This window comes from Bradyrhizobium sp. HKCCYLRH1030 (assembly GCF_051168395.1).
Lineage (GTDB): Bacteria > Pseudomonadota > Alphaproteobacteria > Rhizobiales > Xanthobacteraceae > Bradyrhizobium.
The window spans coordinates 473,399-485,801 of sequence record NZ_JBNPUY010000005.1 but is presented as its reverse complement, the minus strand read 5'-3'; the positions used below and the strand labels follow the sequence as shown (position 1 = coordinate 485,801).

Below are 12,403 nucleotides of genomic sequence, written 5' to 3'. Positions count from 1 at the left end.
AGAAGCGTGCGTGACGTCCTTCCGCATCAAACCGGCGCTGCTGCAGATCCACTCTGTCCTGGGTCTTGCGGCCGCGCTGATCCTCTCCCTCTTGGGCATCACCGGCGCGATCATGGGTTTCGAGGACGAGATCCAGGCCGGTCTCAACGCCAAAATGTCCCACGTCGCGCCGCGTACGGAAGCGCCGCTTTCGCCCGCCGAGCTGGTGGCGCGGCTGCAGGCTGATCCGGCACTCGGCAAGGTCTCGGCGATCACGCTGTCGCACGATCCCCTGGCGGCCGTGCGCGTCCGCTTCGCGCGCAATGAGGATGGCGGCCGGCCCTCCTCGCTGCTGGTCGATCCCTATGACGGCCGCGTGCTCGGTGAGCCCCGCGGCGAGGCGTTCTTCACGACCGTGCGCCACCTGCATCGCTGGCTGCTGCTGCCCGGCGACGGCAATGGCGCCGGCCGCCAGATCACCGGCGCCGCGGTGCTCGGACTCGTCGTGCTGCTGATCACGGGCCTCGTGCTGCGCTGGCCGAGACGCGCCGGCAGTGCGACGCTGTGGCTCAAGCCGCAACTCGCGCTGCGCGGCCGCGGCCTGCATCGCTCGCTGCACAGCGTGATCGGCACATGGGTGCTGCCGGTCTATCTGGTGATCGCGCTGACCGGGCTGTCCTATTCCTACGCCTGGTACAAGGACGGCCTGACCTGGCTGCTCGCGCCGGCGACATCAGGAGCGCCGATGCCGGGCAAGGCTCCGCGCGAGGGTCGCTCCGGGTCTGCGGACGCAAAGCCTGTCGCGCTCGATCTGGTCTGGGCCACCTTGCGTGAGCAGATCGGGGATCGCTTCGCGGTGATGCAGCTCACCTTGCCGGCGGGCGCGGGCGCGGCGGTGCGCGTGCGCGCCTGGCCGAGCGAGGCGCATGACGGCCGGCGCGACGAATTCCGTATCGACGGCGCGACGGGCCGGCTGCTCGCGGCCGAGCGCTACGCCGACAAGACCGCCGGCGAGCGCGTGCTCGCCCGCATCCTGGATATCCACCGCGGCAGCATTCTCGGCTGGCCCGGCCAGCTCGCCTTCATGCTCGCCGCCGCGCTGATGCCGCTGTTCGCCGTCACGGGCACGCTGCTCTATCTGTCGCGGCGGCGCTTGCGGCGGCCGACGCAGCCGGCACGCGCTGTCCAGCTCGTTCCCGGCGAATGAGGCCGCGCGCTCAGGCTGCGGCGCGGGCATGCGACGCGCGCCGGATGGCGTTGGCCGCGATGATGACGTGCAGCAGCAGCGACAGGCCGAAGCCGAGGGCATGCTGGGCAGCCGTCGCCGGGATGGTGAGGACCGTCACGAGACCGAGCGGGATGAACAGGACGATGCCGGTGACGAGGCCGGGATTGTAGCCACGGAAGCGCAGCGCCGGACCGATATGGCCGAGCGAGTTGACGAGCATCAGATAGGGCGCGACCAGCGCCCAGGCCGGGCCGGCGATCCAGGCGGCGTAGAGCGCAATCAGGTCGATGCCCCAGACCGCGCCGCAATTGACCCAGAGCACGTCGATCGTGGTCAGCGCCTCGCGGCCGCCGAACATCACGTTGTTGACGAAGCTGCGGAAGCGGTCGCCGGTGTGCTCCTCGACCTGGTGGATCATGTAGCCCGGCGAATGCAGGAAGATCAGCAGCAGCGCGAGCGGCCAGTCGGCCGCCAGCAGCGGTACCAGCGCCAGCAGCGCTGCGGCCATGAACACGGCACCGGCCACCCAGTGACGGGAGAGAAGGTCCAGCATCAGCGAGTGATGCGCGAGTCGGCTGAACTTGCCAAGCCGGGTTGCTCCGGACACCGCCGCGCCGGGAGGCTGCGGCGTGATGTCCTGTCGCAGCCTCCAAACCTTTCGGGGCGCGGCGCGACCTACTTGAGCAGCACCAGGCATTCGCCGGCCGGCGTGGCGTTGGCGCGGGCGGTGTCGCGATCGAACTTGCCGGCCATCACCAGCGGCCTGACACGCTCCACGATCACATCCTTGACGACGCTGTCCGGGCCGATGGCAGGAGCTGCGACGTCGTAGATCTGCTTCGCCACGGGCGACAGCTTGGCGGCACAGCTGTCGGCGGCGGCGCGGTTGCCGGCCAGCGCGGCCTGCGACAGAAGACATTGGGAGACGGCGATGAATGTGACAAACGGGAATGCGACGCGCAGCATGGCAATCAGTCCTTCGTTCAAATGAGGTTCAGCCCGGCGCAAGCAGGCTCGGTCCGGAGCACATCCACTCAGTGTCCGGCCGCCCGCATGCGGGCTCTGATCTAACCCGAGCCGGCAGCAACGCCTACTCGATTTCGCCCGTCCGCCAGCCGAGGTCCAGACCGTGCAGCAAGCTCCTGAAATGCTTCGAAAAACCCCGGTGCAGAAGCGCACGCGGCAGACCCTCGACGTGATCTTCGAGGCAACCGCTCAACTTCTGCAGAGCGGCGGCGGCAAGGGGCTGAGCACGAACGCCATCGCCGAGCGCGCGGGCTTCTCGATCGGCACGCTCTATAGCTATTTCAGGGACAAGACCTCACTGTTGCGTGCGCTGGTGCTGCGCGAGTTCGCTCGACAGGAGGCTGAGTTCGGGGAGGCGCTGGAGGCGCATCGCGGGCTCGGACGCGAGGCGATCGTGCGCGCGGCGGTGCGCCAGGGCTTCGCCCCGTTCGCCGGCCGTCACCGTGTGCGGCGCTATCTTATCGGTCTGTTGGGCAACGATGCGGAGCTGCAGAAGGCGCTGCACGAGATGGTGGACCGCATGACCGAACGGCTGATCGCGACGGTGGGATTGCGGATCGAGGCGATGCCGGCCGCGCGCCGCTTCATCCTGGTCCGCGCTGCGCTGGGCCCGATCCGGGCTGCCGTCATGCGCGAACATCGCCTCGTCGGCACACGCGAGCTCGAGGACGAACTGGTGCGGCTGATGCTGTTCCTGCTGGAGCCGGATCCCGCCAAATCGTCATGAGGGCCGTCACGGGGGGCCGTCGGGCTTGGCGGCCTCCAGCCGCTCAGCGAGCTTCTTCAAGGCCTCCTCCGACGCCGGCCGGCTCTGGAACTCGCGGATGGCGCGCGACAGCTCCTGATCCGACATCGGATGAGCCGGCTGCTTGATGCGGCCGTCGGCAAGGGCGGCTGCGATGGTCTCGATATGCGGCCCCGTGCCACCGAACAATCGGCGGAGCCGGTTGAGGAACGCGATGTGGGGCACAGATGTTCTCCCGATGCGGCGACCGGCAACCTTCGACCGCATCTGCTGACGGCGACCTTAGTCGGTAACGCCTGCTCCGTCGTCTCATTTGATACGCAACCCCCGGCCGGACGGTAGGATTTTCATGGATGCGGACCGGATCGTCACCAACAAGCTCAGGGAGCATTCGAAACTGTCCGGCGAGGACATCGCCGAGATCCGGAATTTCAGCTCCGCTTTGCGCGAGCTCGCCGATCAGGAGGACCTCATCCGCCAGGGCGACGAGCCGGACCGTTCCGTCGTCGTGATCTCCGGATGGGTGGCGCGCTATCACCTGCTGTCCGGCGGGCAGCGGCAGTATCTCTCCTTTCACATGCCCGGTGACTGGCCCGACGCCCAGTCGATCTTCCTCGACTGCATGGATCACGCCGTCTGCGCGATCGGGCCGGCGGTGGTGGCGAGCGTTGCGCACAAGGAGCTGACCCGCGCGATCAGCCGGCGGCCGACGCTCGGCTTTGCGATCTGGCGCGAGACGCTGATCGATGCGTCGATCTTCCGCGAGGCCATCACCAACAACAGCGCGCGGAGCAAGCCGGCGCGCATGGCGCACATGTTCTGCGAGCTGTTCTATCGCGCCCGCGCGCTCGGCCACGTCCGGCACGATCAGTTGCAGTTGCCGGTCAGCCTGGTGCAGCTCGGCGAGGCACTGGGCATCGCGATCGCGACGGTCAACCGCACGCTGGTCGAGCTGCGCGCCAGCCGCGCTGTCGATTTCCGCAGCGGGCTGCTGACGGTGCACGACTGGACGCGGCTATGCGCGATCGGCGAGTTCGATCCCAGCTATCTGCACCTGAAGAAGCAGCCGCGCTGAGGCACAGGTCTCAGCGCGGCCACTCACGTGGGCTCGCGACTCCCACCTTTAACGGTTGCGCGCGTCAGCTCAGGCGACCTTGGTGATGAGCTTGACCACGTAGGCGTAGGGCCCGTTCGGGCTCTTCTCGGCGATCCAGGCGCAGTGCCAGTCGGAGCCGTAGCGCAAGCCCGTGTCCCATCCCGAGCCGCCGCCGTGCTCGTTGTCCCACGACCAGGCCTTGCGGTCCTTCTGAGGATCGGAGGGGAAGCTGCTGCCGCTGTAGACGGAGATCTGCCCCTGCTGCGCGCGGAACGGCGAGTTCGTGCTCCACTTGAGCCACAGATTGCCCTGCTCCTCGTAGGACGTGAGCGACCATTGGTAGGACGCCGAGACGGTCTGCGGATTGGTGCTGGTGGCCGAGGTCTGCTCAATGACTGCCATGATTGTCTCCTTACAAAATGAGATGAAAAATCTTCACAATAGTGGCTGCCCAAAAGACAACCATTGATTGTATATCTGATAAAGCTCACCCCGACAACGTGCGCTGTTCGCACAACGCCGTGATCGCGCGGCAGGCGTGGCGTCCAGCCGAGGCCCACGGATCCCCGCACTCAGATGCAGAGACCGATCACCTTGATGCTGAGGTGGCAGTCCTTGGAGGCGGACGCCGGCGGCTTGGCGCCCCAGCGCGTCGCCGGCTTGGCGTCGCCTTTCGCGGATCGGGTCGCGGCCTGCGCGACGACGGCCTTGGCCTTGCTCTTCGGCCTGTCGGTCTCGTAGTCGCCCGCGATCACCATCGCCCAATAGGTCCGCTTGCCGTTGGCGTTCTTTGCGCTGGCGATGCCGACCTTGGTCGCCTTGGGAAGCAGCAGGTTCTTGCGGTGCCCCGCCGAGTTGATCCACTGCCCCAGCGTCTTGTCGAAATTGTCGTAGCCATAGGCGATGTTCTCGGCCGCACGGCCGGCCTTCGACGGAGCCACACGGCGGGTGAAGGAACCGAGCACCTCGTGGCTGAGATCGTCCTTGTCGGCCATCGCGCGCGCTTGCTCCATCGCGATGCGATCGAGCGTCGCGTCGCGCGTCACGCGGCCTTCGCCATGCGCGAGCCGAAACGCCGAGATCTGATCGGCCGGCGCGGAGTCGCCGGCAAATGCCGCATGGGCCGACAGCGCCAGCAGCGCTGCAACCAAAACCGCGCGAAAGCCGCGCAACGCGAAACGAAGCTCCCGCATGCTAGGACACGTGCTCATCAATCCGGAGTAGGTAACGGTCGCTCGATCCCGCTTTGATCCGAAGCGACGGACGTGCTGGACCGCCGCGGAACCACCCGATATGACAATGCCGGAATTCAGTCCAATGCGGGCGGTCGATACTTCTCTATTCTATTTCGACACTTTGTGCCAAGTCGGCGCAATCGTGCTGGCGGGCGCGGCCTCCGAGATCGAGAACGTCAGCCACGTGTTCCAGCCCGACGGCCGGTTGGCGGCGTCGAACTCGCCATATCCCTTCAGCCCCAGGAACGCCTGATTGCTGCCGATCTGGAAAATATATCCGATCTGCGGGCCAACGCCGAGGACGCGCGAGCGGAAGCCGCCGAGAGCGGCGGGCTGACCGACGTCGTCGGTAATCTGCTGATAGGCGTAGCCAACGAAACCGACGAAGACCTGCTTCGACAGGAACTGCGACACGCCCCAGTCGAGATGGAAATCGATGCCGCTCTGGTACCGGGTATCGGGATTCTTGAAATTGTAGGTCAAGCCCCCGACGGCCGAAAATTCCGTGCCGGTCACCGGGTTCAAATAAGTGTAGCCGCCGCCAAAGTCGATGGCGCCGTGACCGATGCCGATGTTGGCCAGCCGGTTCCGACTGTAGTCGCCGACGGGAATATCGCCGGCGCCGTAGACCATGGTGTTGTGGACGCCGTTATTCCACTTCAGCTTCACGGTCGGATAGAGATCTCCGTAAGAGACGAGTGCGTCTTCGAGGAATCCGGTGCGCGTGCTGACGATCGGACCGGCAACCGTCGTCAACGTACCAGCGATGCTCGCGGAATTTCTGCCGTAGACGCTGGCCAGCGTCGCCGACAACTGGCCGCCGAGTACGGGCGTCGCAAACGTGTAGGTCGGCGCGATGAACATCAGATCGGCCTGGCCGCGCAAAGCCAGATTGAGATCGATGTTGACGGTTGGAGAAAATCGTCCGACCTGGAACTCGCGCGACGCCGCGGCCGCGCCTGAGGCACCCACGCTCGTATGGTAGTAGATGGCAGCCACCGACCAGCCCGGCGTGGCAGGCGTTGCGGCGAGGCTGCCGTACAATCCCGGCAGCCAGAACGAGATGCCGCTCTCATCGGCATGGGCGACCAGAGGCGAAAAAGAAGCCACCGCGGCGGACGCGAAAACGCCGCTCAGCCACAATCGCAGGAAGCCGGACCTGCGTCCCGATCTATCGCGCTGCAATCGTAATCCCCCCACGCTCCCATTTCAGGCGGCATGCCTGAGTTGTCGTCGACGACTACGGCTTGTAGTCGCTCATCCCCCGTCCGGTCTTGTCGTAGACATTGAAAAACTCGTCCGACATGATCGTAGCGATACCACTTTTGGGTAACTCGGTCAGACCTTTCTCAAGCGTCTTGATCCGGCACTTCCACCCGAGAACCTCGGCTCCACGGTGCTTGCATTTTGCCCGACGCCCCCCTCAGCTTGAAGCCAGAAGGATCGTCGCCAGATTGGCTATTTGCATTGCACGCTCCTTCTCAAAGGACCGACCACTGACCTGGCGAGCACGAAGAGCGCATCAATCGGACAGTCCTTTCTTCAAAGCCGCTGCCTTGCGGGCCTGGACGGCTTCTTCATTGTCGGCCTTCTTCATACCCACTAGATCGATCGTCACCTTGCCGATCTTCCCTGTGAACTTGAACGGCACCTTGTAGGCCTCGGTAACAGGTGTGCCTTCGTCGGCACCGACGTCTGCGCCTTCGTCCGCGGAGTAGAAGCAGCATTGGGTTCGTTCGATCCGGCCGGTCGCGACGGTCTTTCCGTTCACGAGGATCGTACCCACGCCACCCTTGCCCAGGCCGCCACCGTCATAAGCGAACTCAAAGCGCAGTGCGGCTTTGCCTGCCGGAAGAGCCTGCTTGGCGGTTACGGTGTATCGCTGCAGACCGAGAAAATTATACGTGTAGGTCGGCTTGCCGTCCTTCAGGTAGAAGGTCCAGCCACCGAACCGTCCGGCCTGAGCGATGATGACGCCATTGGCTCCGCCCTTCGGGATGTCCAGATCGGCAGTAATGGCGTGCGATTGGTTCTTCAGGTTGATGAAGACATTCTCCGTCATCCCGATCATGCCTTCGTAGACCGTCAGGCTGGTGCGGCCCGCCATCAGGTCGGGACGTCCGACCAGCGCCGCGTTGGTGCGCTCCAGGGTGCGGTCGTCGAGCGGCAGCACGTTGTATTTCACTGCTTCCTTCAGGAACAGCTCCTGCATCTCCTTCAGCTTGTCCGGATTTTTGGCAGCCAGATCGTTGCTCAGGCTGAAGTCCGATCGCGCATCGTAAAGCTCCCAGATATCCTGCTGGAGCGGCCGCCGCGGCTTGGTTTCCCAGGCCGCCCGGTGCACCGTGCCGGCAAGCCAGCCGTCGCTGTAGATCGCGCGGTTGCCGAAGATTTCGAAATACTGCGTCACATGCCTGCTCGGCGCCTTGGCGTCGGCAAAGCTGTAGGCCATGCTTACGCCTTCAATGGGAGTCTGGACCGTTCCATTTACGCTCTTGGGCTCAGGCAGTTTCGCTGCCTCGAGAATGGTCGGCACGATGTCGATGACGTGATGCCACTGCGGACGAAGCTCACCTTTCGCCGCGATCCCCTTCGGCCAATGGACGACCATGCCGTTGCGGGTGCCGCCATAGCTCGAGGCCACTTGCTTGGTCCAGGTAAACGGAGTGTCGCCAGCGACCGCCCAGCCGGCCGCGTAATGGCCGTAGGTGCTGGGACCGCCGAGTTCGTCATAGTGCTTCAAGACGTCCTGGACGGTTTCCTGCACTCCATTGAAATAGGTCATCTCGTTGTACAGGCCGTTCGCGCCGCCTTCGGCACTCGCGCCGTTGTCGCCGACGATGTAGAAGATCAACGTATTGTCGAGTTGGCCCGTTGCCTTGATGGCGTCGATCAGGCGGCCGATCTCGGTGTCGGTGTATTCGCCAAATCCGGCGAATACTTCCATCTGGCGCACGAACAGCTTCTTCTCGTCAGCGCTCAGCTTGTCCCAGTCCTGGATGGCGTCCGGCTTCGGGGCGAGCTTGGTATCGGGTGGCACCACGCCGAGCTTGATCTGCCGCGCCAACGTCTCCTCGCGCAGCTTGTCCCAGCCCTGATCGAACTTGCCCTTGTACTTGGCGATCCATTCTTTGGGCACCTGATGCGGGGCATGGGTGGCGCCGGGTGCAAAATACATGAAGAACGGCTTGTCCGGCGTCAGCGATTTCTCCGACCGCATCCAGTCGATCGCCTTGTCGGTCATGTCGGTCATGAAATGATAGTTCGGGTCCGTCGACGGCTCGACCTGGGTCATGCCATCGTAGATCAGCGGCGCCCATTGATTGGTTTCGCCGCCCATGAAGCCATAGAACTTGTCGAAGCCCTGGCGCGTCGGCCAGCGGTCGGTCGGGCCGGAGGGACTGACCTCCCATGCCGCGGTCTCGTGATTTTTGCCGAAATGCGCCGTGCTGTAGCCGTTCAACCGCAGCATCTCCGCGACGGACGCGACATTGTTGGGACGCTGACCGGTCTGTCCCGGGAAGGACGTCGCGGTTTCCGCGATCGAACCAAAATTGTTCATGTGATGGTTGCGGCCGCTGAGCAGCGCCGCGCGGGTCGGCGAACAAAGCGCCGTGGTGTGAAACTCGTTGTAGCGGAGGCCCTCGTTGGCGAGGCGGTCGACCGTCGGCATCCTGATCGGGCCGCCAAATGCGCTCGACTGGCCGAAGCCCATGTCGTCGATGAGCACGATCAGTACATTGGGTGCACCGGCCGGCGCCTTGACTTCAAACCGCGGCGGCGGCGGCGCATCGCGCGCATCGAATACGGTGCTGTGTGGAGGGTTCGGCTCAGGAATCGGCAGAACCGATCGCTCGGTCGGCAACACAGCACTCGGCGGCGCCGACTGTTGGGCCAATGCTGGAAGCATGAGTAGCGTCGTCAACGACAGGACCGACGCAGCCAACTTCATTCGCTTCATGATCACTGCCTTTGGATGAGACAATTGACAAATGACACAATTGACACGGCTTCTCGCTGCCGGAACGATCCTGCCCGCAAACCGCGATCATCGGCGCGGGCAATGACGTTCGGCCGGCCCAACCGGCTCGCGGAGAGCGATAATTCTATAATTCTAGCGTCTGCCGACGCGATTGACCGGCCCGCCTCGATTCATCGGCGTTCCCCGCACGCGCACGCCTGGGGCCACCACGGCGCGCGCCACCGGGCGGGGCCGCAGCACGACGCCGGGCCTGACGACGCAGCCGACGGGATACTCGACATACTGACAATACACCACGGCACTTGCCCTTTCGGTGCTCGCGGCTACGAACCCCGTCACCAGCAACAGCCCTGTCAGGGCAACTGATAATTTCATCTTGGCATCCTCCCATCGGAAAGCTCATTATCGGCCCCTCCGGGAGGCACACCTTGATGCAGGTCAAGCAACCTTGGCAGACATTCCTGCATGTGCGGAGATGACCGACGGAGCAGCTTGATCGCAAGCTCACCAATTTGGGGCGTGAGGTACAAGCGTTGACACGCAGGCCGCCAAAAGCCGGCACGAAGGGACCGCGGAAGGGATCCGCCGCGGCCCCATCACCGGCTGCGCCGGCGGATCGGCTTGCGTCCGGCGAAACGGCCTTCTCCAGGCGCGCGATCTGGATAGCAGTAGCGGTCACGATCGCGCTCGTGCTGGTGGTCGGCATGGTTTTTCATCTCCTCAAGGCCGACGGACCGGCCTCCACGGCGCAGGCCTCATTCGTCGCCACCTATGTGGGCAGCGAAAGCTGCGCCGGCTGCCATCAGGCGGAAGCCAAATTATGGGATATTTCGCAGCACAAGGCCGCGATGGCGCACGCGACCGACAAGACGGTGCTCGGCGATTTCAACAAGAGCTTCGACTACTTCGGTGTGCATTCCCGCCTCTTCCGCGATGGCGGAAAATTCATGATCGAAACCGACGGGCCCGACGGCAAGCTTGCCGTGTTTGAGGTGAAGTACACGTTCGGTGTCGATCCGCTGCAACAATATCTCGTCGAGTTTCCAGATGGGCGCATCCAGGCGCTGCCGATCGCATGGGACGGCCGGCCCAAGGACAAAGGCGGCCAGCGCTGGTTCCATCTCCATCCCGAAGAAGAGATCAAGCATGACGACGTCCTGCACTGGACCAAGCTGAACCAGAACTGGAACTTCATGTGCGCGGAATGCCACTCGACCGGCGTGCGCAAGCATTACGACGCCGCGACGGATCGCTTCGCGACGACATGGGCGGAAATCAGCGTCGGTTGCGAGACCTGTCACGGTCAGGGCTCCGCCCACGCCGCCTGGGCGCGTGACAAGCAACGCTGGTGGCCATTCGGCAAGCACGAGGATCCGAGCAGGGGATTGCTTGTCCGTTTCGACGAACGGCGCGGCGTCACCTGGCCGATCGATCCGCGGAGCGGAAATGCGACGCGTTCAGCCGCGCCGGCCGCGTTGCGAAAGGAGATCGAGACCTGCGGGCTATGCCACGCGCGCCGTGCCGGCTTCAGCGAGGACTGGACACCCGGTCAATCGCTGTCCCAGACCCATATTGTCGAGGCGCTGGCGCGGACCACCTATCATGCCGATGGCCAGATCCGCGATGTGGAGGAGCCCTATAACTATGCGCCGTTCAAGCAGAGCAAGATGTTTGCCGCCGGCGTGACCTGCAGCGATTGTCACGAGCCGCACGGCGCAAAGCTCCGAGTCTCCGGCGAAGGCGTTTGCCTGCAATGCCATGCGTCCGAAAAATACGCCGATGCGAAGCATCGCCATCACGCGGACGCCGATCCGGCGCCGACCTGCATGTCGTGCCACATGCCGGCGCGCACCTATATGCAGATCGACCCGCGTCACGATCACGCCTTCCGCGTTCCGCGACCCGATCTTTCGGTCACGTTGGGAACCCCGAACGCCTGCAACGACTGCCACAGCGACAAGCCGGCGCAATGGGCCGCCGCCGCGATCGAGCAATGGTTCGGGTCCGACCGAAAGGGCTTCCAGACCTATGGGCCCGCATTCCGCGCAGCACGCAGCGACCAGGCCGACGCCGCCGCGCTGCTTGGCCTTCTGGCCGCGGACAGGAACGCGCCGGCCGTGGCGCGTGCGAGCGCGCTCGGCGAACTCGCCTCGCGCATCGCTCCGGCGAACATTGCGACCGCACGGGCAGGCCTGGCCGATCCCGATCCCATGGTGCGGATCGGCGCGCTGGACATGCTGGAAAACGTGCCCGCCGGCCAGATCTGGCCGCTGGTTTCGCCGCTGCTCACCGATCCGGTGCGTGGCGTGCGGATCAGGGTCGCCTCCCTGCTCGCTTCCGTTCCGACCGCAAGCCAGCCGCTGCCCGATCGCGCACGCTTCGATCAGGCGGCACACGAATTCATCACGGCGCAGCGCGCCAATGCCGAACGGCCCGAGGCCCGCACCGCACTGGCAAACTTCCTGGCCTTGCGCGGACAGACCGGGGACGCAGAGACCGAGTACAAGGCAGCCCTCAGGCTCAGCCCGCACTATGCGGCGGCCGCCATCAATCTGGCCGACCTCTATCGCCAAATTGGCCGCGACGGCGACGGAGAAACCGTTCTGCGCGGAGCAATTGCGGCATCACCTACCGACGCGGCCGCGCATCACGCACTCGGCCTGACCTTGACCCGGCTGAAGCGGCACGACGAGGCGCTCGCCGAGTTGCGCAGAGCAACCGAACTCGAACCGGGTCGCGCACGCTATATCTATGTCTACGCGGTGGCGCTGCATTCCGGCGGGCGAGCCGACGAGGCAATGACGGTCCTAAAGGAGGCTCTGGAAAGCCATCCCAGCGATAGGGACGTGCTGTCCGCTCTGGTTTCGCTCAGCCGCGCGACAGGCGATGCAAGGGCGGCGCTGGGCTACGCCGAAAGGCTCGCAATCATGACGCCGGAGGACCGGAATCTGGCGGCGTTCATCGGCGAGATCAGGCGGCAGATTGACAAGCCAAACTAAGATAGCTGGCTCTCCTGCTTGAGCTCACAAAGGGCGCCCGAGAACCTCGAATGGAGCGAGCGCGAAATCGACGCTGAAATGACCAGGGACGCAAAGTCGAACGGCTCCTCAAT

At 64.6% G+C, this 12,403-nt stretch carries 13 protein-coding genes; 5 read left to right on the top strand and 8 right to left on the bottom strand.

From position 1 onward, the window contains the following. The first annotated feature begins 10 nt into the window (after positions 1 to 10). On the top strand, positions 11 to 1,186 hold the full coding sequence (locus ACQR1E_RS17995) for a PepSY-associated TM helix domain-containing protein (RefSeq protein ID WP_434897364.1): 1,176 nt from the start codon (positions 11 to 13) through the stop codon (positions 1,184 to 1,186). 10 nt (positions 1,187 to 1,196) lie between these two features. Here the strand turns inward: ACQR1E_RS17995 and ACQR1E_RS17990 are convergent, their stop codons facing one another. Both ACQR1E_RS17990 and ACQR1E_RS17985 read right to left on the bottom strand, forming a co-directional pair. Further along, positions 1,197 to 1,760, bottom strand: coding sequence for an HXXEE domain-containing protein (locus ACQR1E_RS17990; protein ID WP_434897398.1), 564 nt, complete (start codon positions 1,758 to 1,760; stop codon positions 1,197 to 1,199). A gap of 122 nt (positions 1,761 to 1,882) precedes the next feature. Beyond that, the gene (locus ACQR1E_RS17985) at positions 1,883 to 2,173 is read right to left on the bottom strand and encodes a hypothetical protein (protein ID WP_316169776.1); all 291 of its coding nucleotides are present in this window, start codon (positions 2,171 to 2,173) and stop codon (positions 1,883 to 1,885) included. A gap of 181 nt (positions 2,174 to 2,354) precedes the next feature. On the opposite strand from ACQR1E_RS17985, the gene ACQR1E_RS17980 reads away from it, so the two are divergent. Continuing rightward, positions 2,355 to 2,960, top strand: coding sequence for a TetR/AcrR family transcriptional regulator (locus tag ACQR1E_RS17980; protein ID WP_434897363.1), 606 nt, complete (start codon positions 2,355 to 2,357; stop codon positions 2,958 to 2,960). 6 nt (positions 2,961 to 2,966) lie between these two features. Here ACQR1E_RS17980 and ACQR1E_RS17975 read toward each other — a convergent pair whose 3' ends face one another. Continuing rightward, positions 2,967 to 3,203 carry a hypothetical protein gene (locus tag ACQR1E_RS17975; RefSeq protein ID WP_316174215.1) on the bottom strand — a complete coding sequence of 79 codons (237 nt, stop codon included), beginning with the start codon at positions 3,201 to 3,203 and terminating at the stop codon, positions 2,967 to 2,969. 124 nt (positions 3,204 to 3,327) lie between these two features. Here ACQR1E_RS17975 and ACQR1E_RS17970 point away from each other — a divergent pair, with 124 nt between their 5' ends. Further along, positions 3,328 to 4,053, top strand: a complete 726-nt coding sequence (locus ACQR1E_RS17970) for a Crp/Fnr family transcriptional regulator (protein WP_316201765.1) — start codon at positions 3,328 to 3,330, stop codon at positions 4,051 to 4,053. Positions 4,054 to 4,122: 69 nt separating this feature from the next. Here ACQR1E_RS17970 and ACQR1E_RS17965 read toward each other — a convergent pair whose 3' ends face one another. The 4 genes from ACQR1E_RS17965 to ACQR1E_RS17950 all read right to left on the bottom strand — a co-directional run bounded on the left by ACQR1E_RS17965 (position 4,123) and on the right by ACQR1E_RS17950 (position 9,039). Next, positions 4,123 to 4,476: a hypothetical protein gene (locus ACQR1E_RS17965; protein WP_315713304.1), complete on the bottom strand. Its 354-nt coding sequence runs from the start codon at positions 4,474 to 4,476 to the stop codon at positions 4,123 to 4,125. A 170-nt stretch (positions 4,477 to 4,646) separates the two neighbouring features. After that, the gene (locus tag ACQR1E_RS17960; RefSeq protein WP_434897362.1) at positions 4,647 to 5,267 is read right to left on the bottom strand and encodes a CAP domain-containing protein; all 621 of its coding nucleotides are present in this window, start codon (positions 5,265 to 5,267) and stop codon (positions 4,647 to 4,649) included. Between the two features lie 150 nt (positions 5,268 to 5,417). After that, a complete protein-coding gene (locus ACQR1E_RS17955) occupies positions 5,418 to 6,419 on the bottom strand; it encodes a SphA family protein (RefSeq protein ID WP_316187641.1) in 1,002 nt (333 codons plus the stop codon). 412 nt (positions 6,420 to 6,831) lie between these two features. After that, positions 6,832 to 9,039, bottom strand: coding sequence for an arylsulfatase (locus tag ACQR1E_RS17950; protein ID WP_434897361.1), 2,208 nt, complete (start codon positions 9,037 to 9,039; stop codon positions 6,832 to 6,834). Between ACQR1E_RS17950 and ACQR1E_RS17945 the strand changes: the two genes are divergently transcribed. Beyond that, complete coding sequence (locus ACQR1E_RS17945; RefSeq protein ID WP_434897360.1) at positions 9,032 to 9,289, top strand: hypothetical protein; 258 nt, start codon at positions 9,032 to 9,034, stop codon at positions 9,287 to 9,289. The genes ACQR1E_RS17950 and ACQR1E_RS17945 overlap by 8 nt on opposite strands. A gap of 134 nt (positions 9,290 to 9,423) precedes the next feature. On the opposite strand, the gene ACQR1E_RS17940 is transcribed toward ACQR1E_RS17945, so the two are convergent. Continuing rightward, positions 9,424 to 9,666, bottom strand: coding sequence for a hypothetical protein (locus ACQR1E_RS17940; protein WP_315713314.1), 243 nt, complete (start codon positions 9,664 to 9,666; stop codon positions 9,424 to 9,426). A 329-nt stretch (positions 9,667 to 9,995) separates the two neighbouring features. Here ACQR1E_RS17940 and ACQR1E_RS17935 point away from each other — a divergent pair, with 329 nt between their 5' ends. Then, a complete protein-coding gene (locus ACQR1E_RS17935; RefSeq protein ID WP_434897359.1) occupies positions 9,996 to 12,290 on the top strand; it encodes a tetratricopeptide repeat protein in 2,295 nt (764 codons plus the stop codon). The last annotated feature ends 113 nt before the right edge of the window (positions 12,291 to 12,403 follow it).